Here is a 22,678-nt window from a genome sequence, read left to right on the forward strand (position 1 = left end):
GACAGCTTTGGATCGCGGTAGATCTCTACTTCTTACCGGCCACGATCCGATCCAGGATCAGCGCACAGAACAGGATCGCCAGACCGGCCAGAATACCCTGACCTGCCGCCGCATACTGTAACGCTTCCAGCACGTCCTCACCCAGACCCTTGGCGCCAATCAGTGAGGCAACAACCACCATAGCCAGCGACATCAGAATGGTCTGATTGACGCCTGCCATGATGGTCTTATGAGCCAGCGGCAGATCCACTCGCCACAGCAGGTAACGCGGCGTGGCCCCAAAAGCGAGCGCAGCCTCGCGCACCGTTTCCGGCACCTGCTGCAAACCCAGAACGGTGAAGCGGATCACCGGGGGACTACCGAAAATCATCGTGGCCACGACGCCTGCTGGTTTGCCTGACCCGATGAAAGCCACCACGGGAATCAGGTAGACAAAGGATGGCATCGACTGCATGAAATCCAGAATGGGCCGCACGATGGCAAAGGCACGTGGGCGGCGGGCGCAATAAATACCCAGCGGGATGCCCAGCGTGATCGAAATCAACGCCGCTGCACCCAGCAAGGCAATCGTGGTCATCGCCTTTTCCCAGAAATCCAAAAGCCCAAGATAGGCCAGCGCCGCGCCGGTAAAGATTGCCACGCGCGCACCGGCGGACAGGTAGGCCAGCATGATGATCACCAGAGCCACCACCGGCCAGGGCGTATCAACAAGCACCACCTCAATCCAGTCCAGCAGGGTGCGCATGCCATAGGTCAGGCCGTCAAAGAAGCCGCGCCCGGCAGTCTTGGTCCATTCAAAAACCGCCTGCACCCCGTCGCCCACATTCAGCCGCCAGTCGCGATTGGTCGGGAAGGTCTTCAGCACCGCCAAAGCGTCAGGCTGCGCAAATTTGATCATCGACAGCACAACGACAATGCCCGTCAATGCCGCGGCCACAACCATCCGAGGGGTCGACCAGCCATTTGCGACACTTGTGTCCGAGCGCCAGCGCGCAAACTGACCCTCAAGCGTCCAGTTGGCCAGCGACGCTGCCAGAAACTTGACCGCCAGCAACAGCACAATTCCAACCATCAGATAAGCGACACCGGTGGAATCCGCACTGCGCGCGGCCTCTTGGGCCCCGACCAACGCGCCCTCAAGCGATTCCGCCGCACGTTTCAACGACTCCAACGTGGCGGAGCCAGATTGTTCGGCAGCGGCAATCTGTTGGCGGCGCAGTTCCAGCGTCTGTTCGATCTGGGCTGCGCGTTCACGGAACTCGCGACCAAGGTCACCGAACAGCCCCAGCCCGATCTGGATATAGGCCAGTGTTTCCAGCACCAGAAAGCCCAGAAACCACGACCACAACCCACGCGCACCAAACCAGATCGGCCCCAGGATCGCTGCGGCCTTGTTCAGCGTGAACCGATAACCGGGCGCCTGCATCATATAGGCAAAGGTTTTTTGGTAGTATTCCTGCCCCTGCCCCACGAAATCGGCGATCAGCCCGTTCAGCCGATCAGCGGTTTCCGGTTGGATCTGTTGCACATCAACATGTTTCATATCGGTCCCCTTATGCCTGGCTGTCCTGAATGGCGCGGATCAGACCCGCGCGGTTGATCACCCCGACCGTGTTGCCATCCTGGGTGACCGCGACGACACCGTGGCCGTCGACGCAAAGGTTCATCAGATCGGACAAATCCATCTCGGGATGCGCTTCCTTTGCATCCTCCGGCACCTCGCCATGATGGGCCTCGAATTCGTCCACCGGTTTCATCACCGAATGGGCGAAGATCATGTTGAGCTTGGATATACCGGCAACGAAATCGGCAACATAGTCGTCGGCGGGGTTGAGGATAATCTCTTCCGGCGTACCAATCTGCACGATACGCCCGTCTTTCATAATCGCGATGCGGTGGCCGATGCGAATGGCCTCGTCCAGATCGTGGGTGATAAACATCGTCGTTTTATTCAGCTTGTGGCTGAGGTCCATGAACTGATCTTGCAACTGCTTGCGGATCAGCGGATCGAGGGCCGAGAATGGCTCATCCATCAACAGGATTTCCGGATCGGCTGCAATGGCGCGGGCAAGGCCCACGCGCTGCTGCATGCCACCCGAAAGCTCATGGGCGTATTTGTCTTCCCATCCGTTCAGTTCGACCAGCTCCAACACCCGGTCCGCCTCTTCCCAGCGGCGGGCTTTGCCGGTGCCACGTATTTCTAACGGCATCGCCACGTTGTCACGCACGGTGCGGTGCGGCATCAGGCCGAAGTTTTGGAACACCATGGCAACACGCCGGTTGCGTAAATCGCGCAATCCTTCGTCATTCAGGCCCATCACGTCATCGCCATCCAGATAGATATGACCGTCCGTTGGCTCGAGCAGTCGGTTTACATGGCGCACGAGGGTCGATTTGCCGGAACCAGACAGGCCCATGACACAGAACAGCTCCCCACGCTCAATTTCGAAACTGGCATCGGCCACGCCAACAACGCAGTTGAAGCGGTCCAGCACTTCGGCCTTGCTCAGCCCTTCGCTGTGGATGGCTTTCAAAGCCTCCTGCGAACGCGCGCCGAATACTTTCCACACGCCTTTTGCGTCAATTGCGATATCCGCTGTCATACTGACCCCACCGCTGTTGAGAGTGTTACAGGGCGCCCCCGAAACACCGGGGGCGCGACGGCTTTAGTTTGTTTTCAGACCAAGCCAACCATCGACGGTATCACCATTCCCGGCGATCCATTCGGCCACGACCTCGTCAATCTCGCGGCCCTTGACCACGACCTCGTAGGTCAATCCGCTAAGCTGGGCTGCGTCCATGTCGATATTGGCCAGAAAAGAGGCAGCCGCCGGATTGCGCTGTTCCAAAGACTTGGAATGCGCCACGGTCACGGTTTTAACCGGCTCGCCGGTGCTGACATGGGATTTGTTGTACCAGTCGGCATCCTGATCCGGCTGCACCATCTTATAGGTGGCCGCGTCATGCTCGGGCTCTTCCAGAATGGTTACGTCATAGAGGGCATGCACATAGTGCGGCGCATAGCAGTAAAACGCGGCCCCTTTCTGCTGGTCGATCTGATCCTTAAGACGCGAATAAAACACGGTTTCGTCTTCGGTGGTGGGTGTCAGGAAGGTTTCGATGCCGTAGTCCCGTACCCGCACCTTGAACGTGTTAGTCGACGCCCAGCCGGACGCGCCGACCCAGACCTCGCCCAGCCCGTCACCGTCTGAATCGAACAGCTCCTGCGCCATTGGGGTGGCCAGATCGTAGATGGATTTGATGTTGTGATCTTCGACCATGTAGTTCGGCACGCAAATCCCGGCGCGGCCTTCGTAGCTGCCCGAAGACAGTCCAACCGTGCCCTTCTGATCAACGTACTCATCTGTGAACGAAGACTGGTTCGGCAACCAGACGTCCGGGTGTACGTCGATATCGCCGCGCCCGCCATCCATGGCGGCAAAGATCACCGCGTTGGCACCAGGAGCATAACCGACTTCGCCGCCCAAACGGGTTTCGATGACCTGACCGATTACCCGGCTCATGATTTTGGCACCGGGCCAGCTGGGTTCACCCACCATGACCTTCTCCTGCGCCATTGCCGTTGTTGCGCCCAAGATCATGGTCAAGGTTGCCGTGAATGTTAGTTTCCTCATATGTCTTCTCCCGTTGCGTTGAGTTGCATGCGCCATCAAGCGCGCGCCCGCTTGCGTTGCGGGTCTATGAATGGAATGTCCGAGACGGTGACACACAGGCGCTTCATCCGCCCATCAAGCTGTCCGATCTCAAGTTCGGTGCCATTTTCTGCGTGTTCGACCGACAGCCGCGCCATCGCGATGGCGTGTTCCAACATCGGTGAGCGGGTGGCCGAAGTGACCACACCCACCTGCCGCTCACCTGCAAAGACAGAGGCCCCGTGGGCGGGTACATCATCGCAGCCAATCAGAAGCCCCTTGAGTACCCGGCGCGGTTCGCGCGCATTGCGTTCCAGCGCAGCCTTGCCGGTAAAGTCGGATTTGGTCAGGTCGACGGCAAAACCCAACCCCGCTTCGAACGCATCGACACCCGGCTCGAATTCGGCGTTGGCCGCGGCCAGACCGGCCTCGATCCGGATAACGTCCAGCGCGGCCGAACCCATTGGCGTGATCCCGAATTCCTCACCCGCTTCCATCACCGCGTCCCAGATTGCGACTGCATCGGATTTGGAGCAGAAGACCTCATACCCCAGTTCTCCGGTATAGCCTGAGCGCGACAGCATGAACGGTGCGCCCTCGCGATCGCGCAGACGGGCGACGGTGACGCCAAACCATTTCAGGTGATCCAGCCCGGGCACATGAGGTTGCGTAAAGGCGATCTTGCGCAACAGGTCGCGCGATTTCGGACCCTGGATTGCCAGGTTCGGCATCGCACCGCGCAATGCATGCACGCGCACTTGCAATCCGTGTTCATCCGCCAGCGTCTGCAACACGCGCCCGCTTTCTTCCGAGCCACAGCACCAGCGAAAAATCTCGGGCGCAAGGCGGAACAAGGTGCCGTCATCAATGAGGGCCCCGCTTTCGTCACACATCAAAGTGTAAGACCCACGCCACACCGGCAACTTGGCCACGTTTCGCGTGGTCGCCAGCTGCAACAACGCCTCGGCATCTGGGCCGATAATGTCGAATTTGCGCAGCCCGCTCATATCCTGAACCGTAACCGCCTGACGGCAGGCCCAATATTCTCCCAGCGTGCCATGGGCGGGATAGCTGACCGGCGCCCACAAATCGCGCGCCGGCGCGAAATGCTGGGTCAGCGGAGCGAGCCGGTCGTGAAACGCGGATTCCTGACTGATCGACATCGGGGCATCTTCCTTTTCGCGATAGGCCACCGCGCGGCGGATCGGTGTTTCGGGGCGATAGATGCGCACATGCACATCTGTCGGATTCCAACCATTAATCGGATCAATGTCATCCGGGCAGGCGGTCGAGACACAGACCAGATCCTCGATCGCGCGCATCGCGACATAGTCCCCAGGACGAGAATGGGATTCCTCGGTCTGGATGTGATGGGTCGCCGGATCGATCCATGTGTTCCAAAAGAAATTGATGGCCGGCCAGGCCGCACGCCGTGCGACGCCATACGGGGCCAAGGCATTCGACATGTTGTCGGAACAATTCAGATGACCGGGAAACCCCCGCTCCTCATACCCGCGTGCGGTGCAAGCCAGACCAAAAGTGTCATGCCGCCCGCAGGTATCCTGTATGACATTTAACAGCGGACGCATCTCGCGATCAAAAAATTTGTCCAGCAACCCGGGCCCCGGGAATGCACGACGCACCATCGAGCGGGTGGCGGTGGAGTCGATCATCCATTCGTCACCACGATCCAACCCATCAGCGCGCAGCGCCATGAAATCTGAACACTGCTGGCCTTCGACGTCGATGATCTGAACAAATTCTCCGGCATTCAGTTCATAGGCAACTGCCCTGCCCCGCGGTACGGTGAATTCATCCCGTGTATCACCCAGCAAAGGTGGCAGGTGCGGGTCTTGCGCAGCGGATGATTTGTGTTGAACCGTAACGCATCCGGCCCCTGCACCTTCGATCAACCCCGAACGCTCATTGGGACGGATCACCCAAACCGTAACGGACGTGTCGGCGCGCAGAATCACCGGATCGGTCACTTGATCCAACCTGTGCCCGGGAACCGGTTCCGCCCCGCCCTGTGCAGCAATCCATCCTGAAAATCGGGCACTATCAAAGTCGGCCGCTGCGATCTGTCCGTTTGCAGTAAGCCCCAAGGTTGCCAACATTGGTTGCCCAACCTCGTCAAATGCCGTCAAATCCAGAGGTTGCGCCGGGCCAACCCCTTCTATCGACAGCAAATCCCCAGCGGACATTTTCAGTTGCACCGCCTCGCGCGGGGCCAGGATATGCGTACGCGCATCTGAGATTTTCGGAAAGCCCGGAAACCGCCGGCCAAGGCCGTTAAACCCCGTATTCGCGAACGTATGTAAGACTGAAGATCCGTGCATGGTGCAGCCAGATAGCCAAAATGTAACTAGTTACAAAGGTTGCTGAAACTAGTTACATATGTCAACACTTTCTTATACGACCGCAGAAACGGACCCAGAAAACGGTGAAGCCAAGAAACCTTGAACCCAAAAAACGCGCAAATCTCAGAGACGTGGCCAAAGCGGCGGGTGTATCGGTCGCAACGGTGTCTCGTGTTCTCAATGAACCAGGCGTGGTGAAGAAAGACACGCTTGAGAAAGTCCAGGCTGCCATTGACGCGTTGAAATTCGTACCCAGCGCCGCCGCACGGGCGATCAATTCCGGCCGCACCCGATTTGTCGGAGCTTTGGTGCCAACGCTGGACAATGCGATCTTTGCCCGGTTCCTTGCCGCGCTAGAGCGTGAGCTGTCCGAACACCAATTGTCCCTTGTCGTTGCGACAACGAACTCGGACCTCGAAATCGAAGCCGAGAAAGCGCAAAGCCTTGTTGATATCGGAGCCGAAGGTCTGATTATCACAGGTGCCACCCACAGCGACGCACTGCACTACTTGATCGATCGGACGATGCTGCCGACGATCATCACATCCTTTTATGACGCAACAAACCCTCTGCCGACCATCGGGTATGACAACGAGGCGGTGGCTCAACTTGCCCTACAGCATCTTGCCGACCTTGGGCATCGCCACATAGCTGTTATACACGGTCCGGTGCATGATAATGACCGAACACGCGCACGTCTTTCCGGGCTGCACGACCTGCCCTGGGCCGGAGAGCTAACCTGCTACGAGACCGAGATCAGCCATCGCGGCGGCGCGGAAAGTGCCAAACACATCTGCGGACAGGCTCAAAAACCGGACGCCATTTTGTGCCTGTCAGATGTCGTTGCCTTGGGGGTTTTGTTCGGTCTTCAGGCCGAGGATGTCCGCGTGCCCGACGATATCTCTCTGGTTGGGGTCGACGATCTGCCCAGTTCTGCCGTCGCAGTGCCTGCCATCACCACAGTGCATTTGCCAGTGTCTCAAATGGGCGAGAAAGCCGCCGTTGCCCTCGCACGCTGGATTTCGGATCAGGAAAGACCCAGCGCCGAACGGCTTGACGGTCAGCTGATCGAACGGCGGTCAGCCATTCCGAACCCGTCCCATTTGACGTCCTGAAAACCAAGTTCCCGTTTCATTCAGGTACGGTATGATCCTCATAACCGTTGGCACGTTACATGGAATCCCAGCTTCCTACGGCGTCAGACGCTCGACCCAATTGGTGCGCAAAAATATGTCATTTTGCGCACCACACAACAGGTCTTTTAGTGCGGTCCTATCTCACCTTCCCGCTTTATGTTTCGCCGCGAAACTCACGCAGGTAATCGGCCAATCTTTCAACGATGTTCTGCGCGTCTTCGGCAGGGATATCCACTCCACGAATACGAAGGCGCAATTCGCCTGCCGACACTTCGGCCAGAATGTCGCTGCCTCCGGTCAACGCCACCGGAGCCAGGCGCTGAACCTGTTGCGGACGCCCTCCCCTCGCCTTGTCTTTCACAGGGGCAGGTGACGTCTTTAGGGCGGCTTCCAGCAACGCCCATTCCGTTTTTTGGTCCAGCTCGCCCATCTCGGCCAAAGCCTGACGCAATTGGGGTTGTGCCCCCTCCCGCAATGCGGCCGCTAGTTTCAGTCCTGCTTTTTCGGACAGGGCGACCGGGTGCTGCAACAAGTCACCAAGTGCTTCGTGTACCACCGCAAAACTACGAACCTTGGATCGTTTTGCCTTGGACGCGGCAGCAAACAAAACGTCAACAGCAGCTTCGGTCGATGCAAATACCCCCTGTCCCGCGGCCAAAACCGCAATGCGTCCACGTTCATAAGGGCTGAGATTTGCCCTAAGTTCGTTTTCCTCGACCATTGAGACATAGGCGCCCTGCCCCGAACCAGCCTCTCGGACAAAGGCTGGGATTTCAGAAAACCGCGGATCTGTCTCGGCCAGACGCCGGAAGGCATTCAATCGTCGGAAGCCAGAAATCAACCCGTAACCTTCGCCGTCACGCGTGACCTCAATTGGTGTGCGCAACCCGTGAACGCGCAAGGACTCCAAAAGTTCCGCCATGGCTTCTTCATCTTCAACCATCCGGTCGCGACGAATGAAATCGGCATCAATCCGATCCAGCGACAGCATTTCCGCCACCAGTCCGGCATCCTGCGCATCGCGCCATCGAGCTGCGTCACCTTGATCCTGCACCAGAGCAAGGCGATCGGTCACCGCTGCCATGCCGTTGAGCGTTGCAGCCTCAGCCGCGACCTGTGCAATCGGAGGCGTCGATGACTTGGTTTCAAACGGGCTGATCGACGGTTTCGCCGCGAAACCAGCCTCAAGCTGTTCCAATTCTGATGTGTCCGGGGCGGTCAGTCTTCTGCGTTTAGCCATCTGCGTTTCCTTCCATCTGAGCGTCGCGCCACCAGCAGCCGATCAAGACCTGCTTGAATTCGGCATAGGTCCGGTCGAATGTTTCCCGACCTCGTACATACGTATCGCGATTGAAGTCCCTGTAATCCGCTTCGTAGATACCGTTGACCTGCTCACCCGCCTGGCCAACCAGAGCGGTATAGTCCTGACGGTATGCATTCATGAAGTCCCCGAAATAGGCCTGAATCACATTTGCCATATCGGTTTGCTGGCTGGCATCAAACCGAGTGATTATGGCCCTGACCACGTCCCATTCAAACTTGAGCTCGGGTAAACCAGCCGCCCTTTGCGCCGCGTTCTCACCGTCCTCGATACTGGCAAAAGTCGTGTAGAGCATGTCAAAGAACCGGCCCGTTGAATCAAATTCAAGAAACGAGGCCCCCAACGGCACAAGCAAAATATCGGCCGCAGCCAGCGCATTGATCGTTAGGTACCCAAGTGCAGGAGGCGTATCGAGAAAAACAATGTCGTAATCGTTCAACACTCCTTCATCCTGCAGAAAGTTGGTCAAACCATCCCAAAGCGGCCAACTGCGCAAACCCATGCGCCAAACGGGTATCTGAAACTCGGCCCAATACAGGTTCAACTGGGCGCCAATCAGGTCGATATTGGGCCAATGCGTTTTCTGAATAACATCGCGGGGCAGGGTATTGAGTGCTTCTTGCAGCGTTTCATCCAGGGGGATTTCAGGCTGCCCAGCCGCATTGCGGACCCGGTTTTCCTCTTGTACGGCACGCGCGTAGTCTTTGGCTATAAGTGGAAAAACCGTTTGCCATTCATCTGCAACACTTCCACCTAGAATTGAGGTCATCGAGCCCTGGCTGTCCAGATCTATAACCAGTACTTTATATCCGTCCAGCGCAGCTGACATTGCCAGATGCGCAGCAGTTGATGTCTTACCGACACCCCCTTTGAAATTGGCCACAGCAACCACCTTTGCAGGAAGGCCATCTGGTCGGTACGGCAGATATTCCTTGGTGCTGACACCCTCGGCTGCAAAGTGTTGTCGGAGGGTCAGTACTTCCTCCAGCGAAAACCACTTCGAGCCAGCCTCGCCTTCACCCTGCGGCAATTCGGGATTGGCTTTGAGCACCCGCCGCAGATGCGCAGGTGCAACAGGGATCAGGTATTTGGTGATCTCCCAGATGGAAAATCTACGCAGTCTTTTTTCGCCGTCCGGAGCATACCCACGTCGCGCCAGGTCTTCGCGCCCTTTTGCGCAGAATGTAGCCGCTTTGGCGAATCGAGAAGTTCCGATAGGATCAGGCAACTTTTGCGCTGCTAGCTCTGGATCCAGATTCAAATAGGGCGGCAGAGGAGGTTGGTTAGATTTATTCACTGTCGATGCCTCGGGTAATGTTCGCCTTAGCGGCGTATATTGCCCAACATAGCGAACATTTTCCAATGACGCTATCCTCAGAGTGAGAGTTTTCCACAGAATAAGCCTCTCTGAGTGGGTTTCGCCACGAAACCAGTAAAATAGGCAACACCAGAGCCAACAAAGAGTTTATTTATTTTAGACGTTTTAGAATCTTTACGATAAAAATAGTGTGTAAAGCCAATAACTTAAATTCACTTCAGCACCTGTTTACGGTATGAAAGGGACCAGATTCCGGTATCAAAGGTACCCGTCTACAGGTTGCCGAGTGCCGAGTTTCAGGAAGAAGGGGGCCGATTCGCAGGACGCTGAAATTTCGAACAGATTAGACCCTAGATTTTCGTTTTTCGCCGGGTCGCAGAACATGTAAAACCCTCTAATTGGGCGACCCTCGATCCGGTTCTGTGGATAACTGCGAGGATTTTCAGGTCAGGTACCCAGATACAGGATTCACTCCTTCCTGTATTTGGGTACCCAAATAGAATTGATCCATGGGTACTTTTTGTGCAAGAAATACCGAAACGAGCAGCCAGGCAGAATCATGCCGGATACACAATTGGATATGGATCAGCTCTCTGGTGCATTGCGCCGGGAGACGGTTAAGAAAAACGTCGCCGCGATTCACATCAGCGGCAAGCTTACGCTTTTGCAGCGTAAGCTCTCGAATGTCCTGTTGTTGAACGCGTATGACGCACTAACCTCGGCGCAGACACATACTATCGACGCGCGGACGCTTGCGATGATGGTCGGCTATAATTCAAACGACTTCGATACGCTGCGGGCGAGTTTGCGAGCGCTGGCCGAGACCGTCGCGGAGTGGGACATGTTGGATGAGCAGGGCAGACAAGAATGGGGCGTGTCCTCATTGCTCAGCTTCGCCAAGCTGAAGAACGGGGTCTGTGAATACGCCTACTCCCCGGCGCTGGCCCAAAAGCTCTATGATCCGAAAATCTATGCCCTGATCAATGTGCAGATCCAAAGGAACTTTAGCTCTGGGCATGGCCTGGCGCTGTATGAGAATTGTTATAGGTTCGTCAGAACCGGTTCTACGGGCTGGTGGGCGCTGGACGTGTTCCGCAAACTCATGGGGGTAGACGGCAGCGATTATTACGGCAGCTTCAAACACCTCAACGCCAAGATCATCAAACCCGCTGTGGCTGAGGTGAACAAAAGTTCGGACATACTGATAGAGCCACAGTTTCAAAAAAAGGGCCGCACGGTTACGGATATCCGGTTTCTGATCAAAGGTAATCCACAGAAGGCGATGTTCGAAATCGATGACAGCGATGGCGTCCGCAATCTGCAAGTTTACAAGACGCTCCGTAAGCAAGGGGTGTCCGACCGGTTGGCGCGACAGTGGATTGCGGAACATGGTGAAGACTATGTGCAACAAAAATTGGATTATGTAAGCGGGCAGGGGGATGTGAAATCAACGGTTGGATATTTGTCCGCCGCCTTGCGCGACGACTATCAACCGCCGGAAAACGATTCTCCGCCTGAACCCAGCCCCGAAGCCGTCGAGGCCGCGCGCGTACGGGACGTTGAGAAGGCGCTAGAAGATCAGGCTTACGCAGCCCGAGTGGCTGAGCGTACCGAGCGGTCGCGAAAGCTGTCTATCGTTGAAGAACTGGTTTCGCGGCGAAACCCAACCCAGCGGGATGCGGACAAACGCTTGTTTATGGCAGGGCTCGACAATGATCTGGACCGGGAACACTTCCGCGCCCATGGCTGGCGTTCTGGTCTGAACGCCAATGCCATCTTTGATTTTTGGGAAGAGCTTGAGCCGGACGCCTTCGCCTAGGCGTCAAAGGCAAAGGCTGTGAATGCCCGTTTTCATCAACGGTCCTTCATCGCAGATTTCAACGCATCCGCAAATGCGCTGTTATGCGCATTACTGTCAGATTTTGCGCGTTGCGGACCTTTGAGTTTTGACGGACCGAAGTTCTTTTTTGGTCCTCGACTGGCCCGATCTTCGCGAGCTGATGTTCCGCCATCCTTGCGCATGGTTAGGCCAATCCGCTTGCGGGGAACATCCACCTCGACCACGGTGACCTTGACGACTTGTGCGGTCTTGACCACCTCGTGCGGGTCTTTGACGAAGCGGTCGGCCAATTGACTGACATGGACCAGCCCGTCCTGATGCACCCCGATATCCACAAAAGCGCCAAAGGCGGCGACATTTGTCACTGTGCCTTCCAACACCATGCCCGGTTTCAGGTCGGTGATGTCTTCGACACCGTCGGTGAACGAGGCGGTGACAAAACTGGGGCGAGGGTCGCGACCGGGCTTTTCCAGCTCGGCAAAGATGTCGCGCACAGTCGGCAAGCCGAAGGTGTCGTCGACGAATTGTTCTGCGCGCAACCCCTTTAGCGCTCCGTCGTGACCCATGATCTGACGGATGTCGCGCCCGCAGGCCGAAACAACCCGGCGGGCCACGTCATAGGCCTCGGGGTGAACTGAAGAGGCGTCCAGAGGTTCCGACCCGTCGCGTATGCGCAAAAAGCCTGCACTTTGCTCATAAGCGCGCGGGCCAAGGCGGGCGACCTTCAGCAGCTCTTTACGTGATTGAAATGCGCCATTCATGTCGCGATGCATGACAATTGCTTCGGCCAAGCCGGGCCCCAACCCCGAAACATGAGAGAGCAGGGGGGCTGAGGCCGTGTTCAGATCAACGCCCACCGCGTTCACCACATCTTCGATCACCGACGCCAAAGATTGCGACAGCCTGTGCTGGTCCACGTCATGCTGGTATTGGCCGACCCCAATGGATTTAGGTTCGATCTTAACCAGTTCGGCCAGCGGGTCCTGCAGCCGACGGGCGATGGAAACCGCACCGCGTAACGACACGTCAAGATCGGGGAATTCGCGCGCGGCCAGTTCTGAGGCGGAATAGACCGATGCGCCAGCCTCGGACACAACAACCTTGGTCGGGGCCGAAACAGCTTTTGGCATCAATTTCAACGTATTACCCACCAGTTTCTCGGTTTCCCGGCTGGCGGTGCCATTGCCGATGGCGATCAGTTCAATCTCGTGCGCAGCGATCAGGTTCAGAATGGCGGCCTGCGCGCCGCGTAGATCGTTCTTGGGTTGAAACGGATAAAACGTATCGGTCGCGACCACTTTACCTGTGGCATCAACCACCGCAGCTTTGACGCCAGTTCGAATGCCGGGGTCCAGACCCAAGGTTGCCTTGGCACCCGCCGGCGCAGCAAATAGTAAGTCTTTGAGATTGCGCGAGAAAACATCAATTGCTTCATCCTGCGCTCGGCCACGTAGATCCGCCATCAGCTCGACCATCATCGACAGCGACAGCTTAACCCGCCAAGTCCAACCCGCCACTTTACGTAGCCACAGATCTCCGGGACCGTCTCCACGTGTGTGAAGGTGCGCGGCGACAATCGCTTCGGCACGGGCGGCGCCGGTTTCGGGATCGGGCGCGATATCCAGTGTCACGATCCCCTCTTTCGAGGCCCGCAGCATCGCCAACGCACGATGCGACGGGGCTTTTGCCCAAGGCTCCGAATGGCTGAAATAGTCGCTGAACTTCGCGCCTTCCTGTTCCTTGCCTTCAATTACCTTTGAAGTCAGCAGGGCCTCGCGCTGCATGAAATTGCGCAGCTCACCCAGTAGGGCGGCGTTTTCGGTCAGCCGTTCGGTGATGATGTCCCGCGCGCCGTTCAGCGCGTCCTTGACGGTTGCCACTGCTTCGGTGACATAGCCCTGCGCCAGAATTTCTGGGTCAGCCGACCGATCCGCCAGAATGGCATCCGCCAGCGGTTCCAACCCATTCTCGCGGGCAATCATCGCCTTGGTGCGGCGCTTGGGTTTGTAGGGCAGGTAAATGTCTTCCAGCTGCGCCTTGGTATCGGCCTGCGCGATGGATTTGACCAGATCGTCGGTCAGCTTGCCCTGATCTTTGATCGAGCCCAGGATCGTCTCGCGCCGCGCTTCCAGTTCTCGCAGATAGGTCAGGCGGTCAGACAGGGTGCGCAGTTGGGTGTCGTCCAGCCCACCCGTCACCTCTTTGCGGTAGCGGGCGACAAAAGGCACGGTGGCCCCTTCGTCCAGCAATTTCACCGCGGCCCCCACCTGTTCGGGGCGGGCATTGATTTCGGTGGCGATGGTGCGGGCGATGCGGTCCAAGGGGGCCTCCTGAATATGTCTGGAGGGACTTCTTAGCCAGCCACATCGCCAAGGGAAAGAGGCTTTAGCGTGCCTGCGCCTGTTCGGCCAAAGCCTGCAGGTCGTCGTGCAGGGTCTTGGCAACCTCGACATAGCCACGTTCGGTGTTGCGGGCCCGCGCGGCAAAGCGCCGTTGCGACGGCAGACGCGCTCCCTGATCGGTGATATCGGCGAACAAACGCTCGGCCCGCGCGTCATTCTCATCGACTCGACCGCCGCTGAATTGCGCAGGATCGAAGGCCAGCAGGATTTCCCCGTGATAAGGTGCGCCGCCGGCGCCATCGGCGAATTCCATGCTTTCCAGACTGGTTAGATCATCGATCAGCGGACCGGCCAGCAGTTCGATCATAATCGACAGGGCCGAGCCCTTGTAGCTGCCAAAGGTCAGCATCGCACCGTCCATCGCGGCCTGTGGATCGGTGGTCGGGTTGCCGTGTTTGTCGATGGCGACACCTTCGGGCAGGGGCTTGCCTGCGCGGTGGTACAGTTCGATCTCTCCCCGGGCAAAGGCGCTGGTGGCGAAATCGAAGGTAAACGGGTCTTTATTCTGGCGAGGCCAGCTGAAGGCCAGCGGGTTGGTGCCAAGGCTGCCGCGCGTGCCACCGGCGGGGGCGACCCAGGCGTGGCTTGGGCCCATCGCCATCGCCGCCAGACCGACCGCGGACAGACGCTCCACCTCGGGCCAGAGTGCCGAAAAATGGAAGCACCGGTTGATCGCCATGGCGGCGATACCGTGGGTGCGGGTTTTCTCGATCAAAACCGGCAATGCTTTTTCGAACGCCAGCAGGGACATCCCTCCCTGCGCATCAACCCGAACGACTGCGTTTTCCGACGGTTCAAGGATTGGATCTACATGCCCGTCGATCTGCCCCGCTTTTATCGTGTCAGCGCACATGAACAGGCGGAACAATCCATGTGACTGGCAATCGTCTATTTGACAGGTGGTTAGCGTATCGGCGATCGCTGCGGCATGGTCTGGCCCGAAACCAGATGTGGTCAAAATAGAAAGGCTGAGGTCTCGGATTTCGTCCAATGACAATTTGACCGTTTCGCTCATGCCCTGCGTCTCCCTCATCGTGGCTGAGACAAGGGATAGCGTGGCAGAGCGGGCAAAGGGAACCCGGTTTTCGCCGGGTTCGGGTTCAGCCCTGCGCTTCGGCCTGCAGATAGGCGATCAGGTTGGTGATATCTTCGTCTTTTTTCAGGCCGGGAAACTGCATCTTGTTACCGGGAATCGTTCTGCGCGGGTCAGAAAGGAACGCAGTCAGGGTGTCAGCGGTCCAGACAATGCCCGACTCTTGCAATTGGGCCGAATACCGGAACCCGTCCGCCTGACCGGCTGTAGCGCCGATAACCCCGTGCAGTGACGGACCGACAGTGTGGCGGTCTTGCTCAAGCTTGTGGCAGGCGCTGCATTTGCGGAACACTTTCTTACCCGCCTTGATGTCTCCTTCCACTGCGGCGACGGCAGACGGGGCAGCAGGGGCAACCGCAGCCTGTTCGCCATCCAAGTTGAAGATCAGCCGGGCCGTCACCGGAACCGTGCGAGTGATGCCGGGCAGGCTGGCCAGCTCCATCAGTTTTTCGACCCCAGCATTGACGCCTGCGTCTTCGGCGCTGATGAACACCATGTCGTTGGTCGACACCATCACCGAGGACTCAGAAAGGCGGGCCACAAACATCTCGGCGTCGAAGGCCACATCCGTTCCAGCCAGGGAAAACACGGCCTCGGTATCGACGGTGGTGGTTTCGCCAATACCCAGACTTGAGACTTCGGCCATGTCAAACGTGGCCGTCAGCGCCGCAGTACCTGCTTTGCGAAACACGTACTCGATCATCCGTTCGTTACGGATGTCGATATTGGTCTCGACCGAGGACAGGTCGATATGAATCTCGGCTTTGCCGTCCGGGCTGACATGACCGCTGAGGTTGGTGAAGGAATTGACCTCGCCCACGGTGTCTTTCTTGATGGTCCCATAGGCCAGATGCGATCCTTCGGGGACAAGGATCCAGCCGTCCGCCAGCGCCGGGGTTGCAACAATTGCCGACGCAATCGTGACTGCCTTCAACAGAAGTTTCATTTCTTTCCTCCTCGGGTTATGTCAGTCCTGACCCCGCGGGCCCGGTCCGTGGAAAGCAAACACACACAGGTCGCGATTTATTCGATGGGTGGTGAGATTAGTTCGGAACAGGCCGTGCGCGGCGCGATCCAGATGCATTCGAAACGCGTCTGGCGGTTTGGGCTGGCACTGTCCGGCGCATCCGACGTGGCCGACGATCTGCTACAATCCACATGTCTGCGCGCGTTGGAGCGACACCACCAGGTCACGTCACATGACCGGCTGGATAGCTGGCTGATGACGATCTGCCGCTCGATCTGGTTGAATGAGGTGCGGGCACGTTCGGTTCGCAAGGCGCAAGCGCTGTCCGTGACACCCGAAGCAGACTTAATTGCACCCGGAAACGATTCAGAAACGAATATTTTCGCCACTGAAGTGTTTACACAAGTGATGCAGCTGCCAGAGGCGCAGCGGGAGACGGTCGTGCTTGTGTTCGTCGAGGGCTATAGCTACCGCGAAGCTGCCGCGTTGCTGGAGGTGCCGATAGGAACTATCATGAGCCGGTTGTCCAATGCCCGGCAGAAACTGAAAACTGTGATGCAGCATGAGGCGGCAGACACCGTTCGACGGAGTGGCAAATGAAGTTTTCCGACGAGACGCTGTTGGCGTATCTGGAAGGCAAACTGGATGAGGCCGAAGCCGCCGCGATCGAAAGCGCGGTTGAGGCGGATCCCGCATTGGAACAGCGCCTGATGGCGCTGGACCCGTTCGCACCTGTGGTGCAGGCGGTTTTCGAACGTGTGCCAGTGGAAACGCCCCAGGTTGATTTGCCACAGCCGGTGGCCCCGGTCGTGCGAGCCGGTGGTGGGCTGCGTCTGCTTGCCGTTGCGGCTTCGGTCGCGGTCGTTGCTGCGTCGGCGACCTTTTGGGCGACCCGTCCAGAGCCGCTGGGCTGGGTTCAACAGGCAGCGATTTATCAGTCGTTGTATGTGCCAGAGACGATTGCGTCGCTGGACAGTTCCTCTCAGGCTTTAGACGAGCAGTTCGCACAGGCTGAGGCACAGCTGGGTCGGTCGTTGAACCGCGAAGAGCTTGAAACCCTGCCGGGGATGGAGCTGAAACGCGCGCAGGTCCTGTCATTTAAGGGCAAGCCGTTGGTTCAGGTGGTGTTTGCCGATGCGGAAGGTCGGCCCTTTGCCTTTTGTGTCATCCGACAGGGTGAGGGCGCGCCGAACAAGGACGTACAACAGGCCGTGCTGAGCGGATTGGCCACAGCCAACTGGGCGCGGGACGGATATGGCTACATGCTGATCGGGAATAACGATCAGACTGATCTGAGCGGTCAGCTGGATTTTCTCACTGAAAGTTTTGCGGGTTAAACGCGTAATGCGCAAAAACGCCTTGTGAAGCGAGGCAAATCCTCGAAATATAATGGGTATGAAGAAAAAGCCCGTCATGCCTGATCCGGATGAGGACGCCGATGCGGTAGGCCCTTCCAGTATCTATGATGTGGACCCGCCCGAAGACGATGACTTGTGGTTTCTGCCGCCCGAGGATGAAGAGGCGGTCGAGGATTTTTTGCCCCCAGGCCCGAAAGTGGATCGCCGTTTGCTGTTCGATCCGCGCGATTGGCGTGCGGCTCAGGCCGAGCTGTCTTTTGAACTGGCCGACCTGGCGGCAATTTTCGGTGCTTTGGATGAGAGGTTGCGGGCCGGGCCGGATGGATGGACGCATCGGCTGGCGCTGATGGATGTATCCGATCTGGGCTGGTGGACCGGGGACCGGATCAGTGTTGACCGGCTGGCGTTGTGGACCGGTCTGCGGATCGGTGCAACCGGTGATGACGTTCAGGCTTTGTTTCGGGCCGGTTGGGCGGTACGGCGTTTAACTTCCGGACCGGGCCCGTCTTCGGATGGGTGGGAAATTGGCCTGACCGCTTTTTTGGATCGCATGGCGCAAGGTATCGAAGACATCCCCGAGGCAGTGGCCGATCTGGCAGAAGTGATGCGCAATTCCGAAGGCTTGCATCCGGTGACGCAGGCGGCCATGGGGTTCCATGCCTGGCGCGCGCTGTCTCAGGGGATCGGACAGGATACCGAAGCCGCAATTATCGCGGCCCGCCACGCGGCAACGATGGGGCGGGGCGGGGCGATGTTCATGCCTTTGGCGCTGTCCGGTCCCGGGGCGCTGCGCGGGGTTGGCGAGGTAGACGAAAAGCTTTCGGCCTGGATCAGAGGGGCAGGGCAGGCAACCTTAGCCGCGCTGATGCATCTTGATCGGGTCAGCGCTTGGGAACAACGCGCGCGCGAGGCAACCAGCGGGCTGAGCGGGCGGACACCGCCTTTGTTGATCGACGTTCTGACCGCCTGGCCCATGGTTTCAGCCCCACTGGCCGAGGAACTGACAAAAGCGTCACGTGCAGCGGTACAGCGCAATATCGACCGGTTCGCCCGGCGCGGCCTGATCCGCGAGGTGACAGGGCAGGGGCGTTACCGGGTCTGGACCGCCGCATTGTGATCCAGCAGCCATTCGCGAAAGGCACGCGCCGGTGGCCGCAGGGCTGCGCGGGATGGATAGACCAGATGGTAGGTTTCGTGACCTGCCACTTGAATGTCAGGCAGGCAGGGGATAAGGCCCGACATTTCCATGATCCGATCTGATGCGGGCGCGCGGGCCAGTGCGATGCCACCGCCGCTGGCCGATATCTCAGCCGCTATCAGGGAGTTATCCGCAAAGAAAAACCGCGCCTGACCTGTCGGCAGACGTAAGGTCTCGAACAGATGCAGCCAACTGGCGCGGTGAGTCGAAACCTCGATCAAAGGGAAACGGAACAGATCTTGGGGGTGGTGAATCTGATTGGCGATATTTGGCGGGGCTACGGGATACAGGCGTTCATGCAACAACACATCACTGTCCGCGCCATAGAGTGTCGGATTGCCGAAAACGATCTGCAAATCGGTGAACTGGTTGGCGAAATCTGAAACCAGATTGCCGGTGGTCAAGGACAGGCTGATCTGCGGGTGCGACGCGTGAAAGTCTGGCAGCCCACCGGCCAGAATGCCGTGCGCATAAAGCAGAATGGATTGCACAAACAACCGCTGTTCCCGCGTTTCACCGAACAGCCCCGTGGTGGCGGTTTCCAACATCAGCAGCGATTGTTGAACAGACGGCAGATAAGCCCGCCCCGCCTCGGTCAGGGTTACGGCATGGGCGTGGCGGTGAAACAGCGGCGTGCCCAATCGCGTTTCCAGCGCTTTCACCTGCTGGCTGACGGCTGCAGCCGACATGTTCAACTGCGTGGCCGCGCGGGCAAAGCTTTCGGTGCGGGCCGCGGCCTCGAACACGCGCAGCCAGTTGAGGGACGGGATACGGGACGACATGAGAATAGGCTAAGCTGAACTTAGCCTAACGGGCAACAGGTTGTGCGCTGACCTTGTGGCGTTCCGGCCTATCCTGCGTGAATCATCATTCAAGAGGTGCCTCATGCCGCAATCAGCTAACTCACCCCACGCCCTGACGGTGAACCAGTCCGAGAAATATTGGGAAGACGGATTTCTGTTCCCTCTGACGGTTTTTTCTCCCGATGAGATCGCCGAAATCCGCGCGGAATTCGAACAACTCGAGACCGACTGGCTATCTGCAGATCTGCCTTTGCCATTGAACACCTACAAGCGTGTAAACGCACATCTGGTCATACCTTTGGCCGCGAGGGTGGCACAGGACCCGCGGGTATTGGATGTGGTCGAAGGCGTATTGGGGCCGGATATCATGGTCTGGTCCGCCGAGTTTTTCGTCAAAGAGGCCCATACCGAACACACGGTGGGCATGCATCAGGATCTGACCTATTGGGGCATGGGTGAGACACCGGATCAAGTGACCGCCTGGATCGCGCTGTCCCCGGCCACGGTCGAAAGCGGTTGTATGGATTTCGTACAGGGCAGTCATAAAAACCCGATCCTGCCGCATAACGACACCTATTCCGACACCAACCTGTTGTCGCGCGGGCAGGAAGTCGCCGTTGATGTCGCAGACGAAGACAAAACCCATATCGAACTTGCCCCTGGGCAAATGTCGCTGCATCACGGGCTGACTATTCATGGCTCGGGTCCGAACCGATCCGGTGATCGCAGAATTGGTCTGGCGATCCGCTATCTCAACCCCAACGCCCGGCAACTGGTTGCGGATCGTGACTATGCCATGTTGGTGCGCGGTCAGGACGAACGGTCAAACTTTGTTCATGTCGCCCCCCCGAGCGCGGCCTTCTCTGAACAATCGCTGGCTCTGTACGAACAAGTACGCCGGGATCAGAGCAAAGCGCTGGCGGATGGTGCTAAAAGCAATGTGCCGCTCTACGGGACGTCCTGACGTTAAATAGTGATGTATACGCAGGCTGGCGGTTAATAGCCGCCAGTATTTTCAGTGATTTAATGCGTTGGGTTGCATTCCGCGAGTTCTTGCTGTTTCTGAGGTGGAAAAGATGCACACAGTATTTCGTGGGAAAATAAGATGACGAAAAAGGCGTTGATTACAGGTATTACCGGGCAGGATGGGTCCTATCTGGCCGAATTCCTGCTGGAAAAAGGGTATGAAGTTCATGGGATTAAGCGCCGGGCGTCGTCCTTTAACACGCAGCGGATCGACCACATTTATCAAGATCCTCATGACCCCAACCCCAAATTGCACCTGCATTACGGCGATCTGAGCGACACGTCGAACCTGACGAGAATCATTCAAGAGGTGCAGCCGGACGAAGTTTACAACCTGGGTGCGCAGTCGCATGTGGCGGTCAGTTTTGAATCTCCGGAATACACGGCAGATGTAGACGCCATCGGAACCCTGCGCCTGCTGGAAGCGATCCGTTTTCTGGGGCTGGAGAAAAAAACGCGGTTCTATCAGGCGTCCACGTCCGAGCTGTATGGTCTGGTCCAGGAAACGCCGCAACGTGAGACGACCCCGTTCCACCCCCGTTCGCCATACGCAGTGGCCAAGCTGTATTCTTATTGGATCACCGTCAACTATCGCGAAGCCTATGGTATGTATGCCTGCAACGGCATCTTGTTTAACCACGAAAGCCCGCGCCGCGGCGAAACCTTTGTGACCCGCAAGATCACCCGCGGTCTGGCCAATATCGCGCAAGGTCTCGAAGATTGCCTGTACATGGGCAATATCGACAGCCTGCGGGATTGGGGCCACGCGAAAGACTACGTGCGGATGCAGTGGTTGATGCTACAGCAGGACAATCCCGAAGATTTCGTAATTGCTACCGGCGTGCAATATTCGGTCCGCCAATTCATCGAATGGTCCGCTGCCGAGTTGGGTATCACGTTGGAATTCTCGGGCGACGGCGTGGATGAAATCGCAACCGTCACGTCGATTGAAGGGGAAAACGCGCCGGCCTTGAAACCTGGCGACGTGATCATGCGCATCGACCCGCAATATTTCCGCCCGGCCGAGGTGGAAACACTGCTGGGCGATCCCTCGAATGCGAAAACCAAGCTGGGCTGGGAGCCCGAACTGACCGTGCAGGAAATGTGCGCCGAAATGGTTGTCGAAGACCTGAAAACCGCGAAACGCCATGCGCTGTTGAAAGAGCATGGTTACGAACTGCCGGTAAGTCTGGAAAACGGCTGAGGAACACGACATGCGCAAGATTTACGTAGCAGGTCACCGCGGCATGGTAGGTGGCGCTATTCTGCGGCGTTTGCAGGATCGTCAGGCAGCCGGCGAAGCGCTTGAGTTGATCACGCGTACACATTCCGAAGTAGATCTGACCGATCAGGCCGCCGTGCGCGACTTTATGCAGGCTGAACGCCCGGATGTCGTGATCCTTGCTGCTGCCAAGGTGGGGGGCATCCACGCCAACAATACCTATCCGGCGGATTTCATTTACGACAACCTGATGATCGAATGTAATGTGATCCATCAGGCCTTTGCCGCTGGGGTGAAACATCTTCTGCAATTGGGCAGTTCGTGCATCTACCCGCGTGCCGTGCCACAGCCGATGCGCGAGGATGCTTTGCTGACAGGCGTGCTGGAACCCACAAACGAGCCCTACGCTGTTGCCAAGATCGCCGGGATCAAACTGTGTGAAAGCTATAATCGGCAGCACGGTGTCGATTACCGCTCGGTCATGCCGACGAACCTGTACGGGCCGGGTGACAATTTCCACCCCGAAAACAGCCATGTCCTGCCCGCCCTGATCCGCCGGTTTCATGAGGCGCAGCGCGATGGTCTGGACGAAGTGGTGATCTGGGGCACCGGCAAACCTCGCCGCGAATTCCTGCACGTGGACGATATGGCCGAGGCATCGCTGTTCGTGCTCGACCTGCCGCGCGATGTCTATGAGGCGAACACCCAACCGATGCTGAGCCACATCAACGTGGGCTGTGGCGAGGATATTTCGATCGCGGAACTGGCGGCGTTGGTGGCCAAAACAACCGGCTACACTGGGCGGATAACTCAGGATGTAAGCAAACCGGACGGCACCATGCGCAAGCTGATGGATGTGTCCCGTCTGGCCGACATGGGCTGGCGCGCGCGCGTTGGGCTGGAAGACGGCATTCGCGAAACCTATGCTTGGTTCTTGGATCAGGCTGCGGCGGATTTGAGGGCTAAGTAACTGCCCAAGTC

At 57.8% G+C, this 22,678-nt stretch carries 18 protein-coding genes; 8 read left to right on the top strand and 10 right to left on the bottom strand.

Annotated features, from left to right (window positions below):
- Positions 1–25: 25 nt before the first annotated feature.
- From ACR0DL_RS10300 to ACR0DL_RS10315, 4 genes are all read right to left on the bottom strand, one after another.
- On the bottom strand, positions 26–1,543 hold the full coding sequence (locus ACR0DL_RS10300; RefSeq protein ID WP_170349964.1) for an ABC transporter permease: 1,518 nt from the start codon (positions 1,541–1,543) through the stop codon (positions 26–28).
- 10 nt (positions 1,544–1,553) lie between these two features.
- Positions 1,554–2,603 carry a quaternary amine ABC transporter ATP-binding protein gene (locus ACR0DL_RS10305; RefSeq protein ID WP_170349965.1) on the bottom strand — a complete coding sequence of 350 codons (1,050 nt, stop codon included), beginning with the start codon at positions 2,601–2,603 and terminating at the stop codon, positions 1,554–1,556.
- A gap of 63 nt (positions 2,604–2,666) precedes the next feature.
- A complete protein-coding gene (locus ACR0DL_RS10310; protein WP_170349966.1) occupies positions 2,667–3,635 on the bottom strand; it encodes an ABC transporter substrate-binding protein in 969 nt (322 codons plus the stop codon).
- Positions 3,636–3,670: 35 nt separating this feature from the next.
- Positions 3,671–5,992 (bottom strand): DUF1989 domain-containing protein, encoded by a 2,322-nt coding sequence (locus ACR0DL_RS10315; protein ID WP_480688964.1) that lies wholly within the window; start codon positions 5,990–5,992, stop codon positions 3,671–3,673.
- A 152-nt stretch (positions 5,993–6,144) separates the two neighbouring features.
- On the opposite strand from ACR0DL_RS10315, the gene ACR0DL_RS10320 reads away from it, so the two are divergent.
- A complete protein-coding gene (locus ACR0DL_RS10320) occupies positions 6,145–7,128 on the top strand; it encodes a LacI family DNA-binding transcriptional regulator (protein ID WP_480688966.1) in 984 nt (327 codons plus the stop codon).
- 175 nt (positions 7,129–7,303) lie between these two features.
- Here the strand turns inward: ACR0DL_RS10320 and ACR0DL_RS10325 are convergent, their stop codons facing one another.
- Positions 7,304–8,389 carry a ParB/RepB/Spo0J family partition protein gene (locus tag ACR0DL_RS10325; RefSeq protein WP_480688968.1) on the bottom strand — a complete coding sequence of 362 codons (1,086 nt, stop codon included), beginning with the start codon at positions 8,387–8,389 and terminating at the stop codon, positions 7,304–7,306.
- The gene (locus tag ACR0DL_RS10330) at positions 8,382–9,767 is read right to left on the bottom strand and encodes an AAA family ATPase (protein WP_170349970.1); all 1,386 of its coding nucleotides are present in this window, start codon (positions 9,765–9,767) and stop codon (positions 8,382–8,384) included. The genes ACR0DL_RS10325 and ACR0DL_RS10330 overlap by 8 nt, the downstream gene beginning before the upstream one ends.
- A 580-nt stretch (positions 9,768–10,347) precedes the next feature.
- On the opposite strand from ACR0DL_RS10330, the gene ACR0DL_RS10335 reads away from it, so the two are divergent.
- Entirely contained in the window at positions 10,348–11,607 is a 1,260-nt protein-coding gene (locus ACR0DL_RS10335; protein ID WP_170412243.1) for a replication initiation protein, read from the top strand.
- A 35-nt stretch (positions 11,608–11,642) separates the two neighbouring features.
- Here ACR0DL_RS10335 and ACR0DL_RS10340 read toward each other — a convergent pair whose 3' ends face one another.
- The 3 genes from ACR0DL_RS10340 to ACR0DL_RS10350 form a co-directional block, all read right to left on the bottom strand.
- Positions 11,643–13,949: a Tex family protein gene (locus ACR0DL_RS10340; RefSeq protein ID WP_480688970.1), complete on the bottom strand. Its 2,307-nt coding sequence runs from the start codon at positions 13,947–13,949 to the stop codon at positions 11,643–11,645.
- Between the two features lie 64 nt (positions 13,950–14,013).
- Complete coding sequence (locus ACR0DL_RS10345; RefSeq protein WP_480688972.1) at positions 14,014–15,045, bottom strand: Ldh family oxidoreductase; 1,032 nt, start codon at positions 15,043–15,045, stop codon at positions 14,014–14,016.
- Between the two features lie 85 nt (positions 15,046–15,130).
- Complete coding sequence (locus ACR0DL_RS10350) at positions 15,131–16,069, bottom strand: c-type cytochrome (RefSeq protein WP_480688974.1); 939 nt, start codon at positions 16,067–16,069, stop codon at positions 15,131–15,133.
- 48 nt (positions 16,070–16,117) lie between these two features.
- On the opposite strand from ACR0DL_RS10350, the gene ACR0DL_RS10355 reads away from it, so the two are divergent.
- The 3 genes from ACR0DL_RS10355 to ACR0DL_RS10365 are packed head-to-tail and all read left to right on the top strand — an operon-like array spanning position 16,118 to position 18,565.
- Positions 16,118–16,690, top strand: coding sequence for an RNA polymerase sigma factor (locus tag ACR0DL_RS10355; RefSeq protein WP_226689425.1), 573 nt, complete (start codon positions 16,118–16,120; stop codon positions 16,688–16,690).
- Positions 16,687–17,427 (top strand): hypothetical protein, encoded by a 741-nt coding sequence (locus tag ACR0DL_RS10360; RefSeq protein WP_226689424.1) that lies wholly within the window; start codon positions 16,687–16,689, stop codon positions 17,425–17,427. Before ACR0DL_RS10355 ends, ACR0DL_RS10360 begins: the two co-directional genes overlap by 4 nt.
- 58 nt (positions 17,428–17,485) lie before the next feature.
- Entirely contained in the window at positions 17,486–18,565 is a 1,080-nt protein-coding gene (locus ACR0DL_RS10365; protein ID WP_170361833.1) for a helix-turn-helix domain-containing protein, read from the top strand.
- On the opposite strand, the gene ACR0DL_RS10370 is transcribed toward ACR0DL_RS10365, so the two are convergent.
- Positions 18,538–19,428: a LysR family transcriptional regulator gene (locus tag ACR0DL_RS10370; RefSeq protein ID WP_480647348.1), complete on the bottom strand. Its 891-nt coding sequence runs from the start codon at positions 19,426–19,428 to the stop codon at positions 18,538–18,540. The genes ACR0DL_RS10365 and ACR0DL_RS10370 overlap by 28 nt on opposite strands.
- Positions 19,429–19,531: 103 nt before the next feature.
- Here ACR0DL_RS10370 and ACR0DL_RS10375 point away from each other — a divergent pair, with 103 nt between their 5' ends.
- From ACR0DL_RS10375 to fcl, 3 genes are all read left to right on the top strand, one after another.
- Positions 19,532–20,413: a phytanoyl-CoA dioxygenase family protein gene (locus tag ACR0DL_RS10375; protein WP_170349977.1), complete on the top strand. Its 882-nt coding sequence runs from the start codon at positions 19,532–19,534 to the stop codon at positions 20,411–20,413.
- A gap of 141 nt (positions 20,414–20,554) precedes the next feature.
- The gene (gene gmd / locus ACR0DL_RS10380; protein WP_170349978.1) at positions 20,555–21,679 is read left to right on the top strand and encodes a GDP-mannose 4,6-dehydratase; all 1,125 of its coding nucleotides are present in this window, start codon (positions 20,555–20,557) and stop codon (positions 21,677–21,679) included.
- A 10-nt stretch (positions 21,680–21,689) separates the two neighbouring features.
- Entirely contained in the window at positions 21,690–22,667 is a 978-nt protein-coding gene (fcl, locus tag ACR0DL_RS10385; RefSeq protein ID WP_170376957.1) for a GDP-L-fucose synthase, read from the top strand.
- Positions 22,668–22,678: the final 11 nt, after the last annotated feature.

It is taken from the genome of Ruegeria sp. BB5, from assembly GCF_056539405.1.

What these genes read in the sequence shown, in the direction of transcription:
- ACR0DL_RS10370 (WP_480647348.1), bottom strand. Translation starts at nt 19,428, where the DNA reads ATGTCGTCCCGTATCCCGTCCCTCAACTGGCTGCGCGTGTTCGAGGCC.
- ACR0DL_RS10315 (WP_480688964.1), bottom strand. Translation starts at nt 5,992, where the DNA reads ATGCACGGATCTTCAGTCTTACATACGTTCGCGAATACGGGGTTTAAC.
- ACR0DL_RS10335 (WP_170412243.1), top strand. Translation starts at nt 10,348, where the DNA reads ATGCCGGATACACAATTGGATATGGATCAGCTCTCTGGTGCATTGCGC.
- ACR0DL_RS10365 (WP_170361833.1), top strand. Translation starts at nt 17,486, where the DNA reads ATGAAGAAAAAGCCCGTCATGCCTGATCCGGATGAGGACGCCGATGCG.
- gmd (WP_170349978.1), top strand. Translation starts at nt 20,555, where the DNA reads ATGACGAAAAAGGCGTTGATTACAGGTATTACCGGGCAGGATGGGTCC.
- ACR0DL_RS10375 (WP_170349977.1), top strand. Translation starts at nt 19,532, where the DNA reads ATGCCGCAATCAGCTAACTCACCCCACGCCCTGACGGTGAACCAGTCC.
- ACR0DL_RS10345 (WP_480688972.1), bottom strand. Translation starts at nt 15,045, where the DNA reads ATGAGCGAAACGGTCAAATTGTCATTGGACGAAATCCGAGACCTCAGC.
- ACR0DL_RS10325 (WP_480688968.1), bottom strand. Translation starts at nt 8,389, where the DNA reads ATGGCTAAACGCAGAAGACTGACCGCCCCGGACACATCAGAATTGGAA.
- ACR0DL_RS10300 (WP_170349964.1), bottom strand. Translation starts at nt 1,543, where the DNA reads ATGAAACATGTTGATGTGCAACAGATCCAACCGGAAACCGCTGATCGG.
- fcl (WP_170376957.1), top strand. Translation starts at nt 21,690, where the DNA reads ATGCGCAAGATTTACGTAGCAGGTCACCGCGGCATGGTAGGTGGCGCT.
- ACR0DL_RS10350 (WP_480688974.1), bottom strand. Translation starts at nt 16,069, where the DNA reads ATGAAACTTCTGTTGAAGGCAGTCACGATTGCGTCGGCAATTGTTGCA.
- ACR0DL_RS10305 (WP_170349965.1), bottom strand. Translation starts at nt 2,603, where the DNA reads ATGACAGCGGATATCGCAATTGACGCAAAAGGCGTGTGGAAAGTATTC.
- ACR0DL_RS10360 (WP_226689424.1), top strand. Translation starts at nt 16,687, where the DNA reads ATGAAGTTTTCCGACGAGACGCTGTTGGCGTATCTGGAAGGCAAACTG.
- ACR0DL_RS10310 (WP_170349966.1), bottom strand. Translation starts at nt 3,635, where the DNA reads ATGAGGAAACTAACATTCACGGCAACCTTGACCATGATCTTGGGCGCA.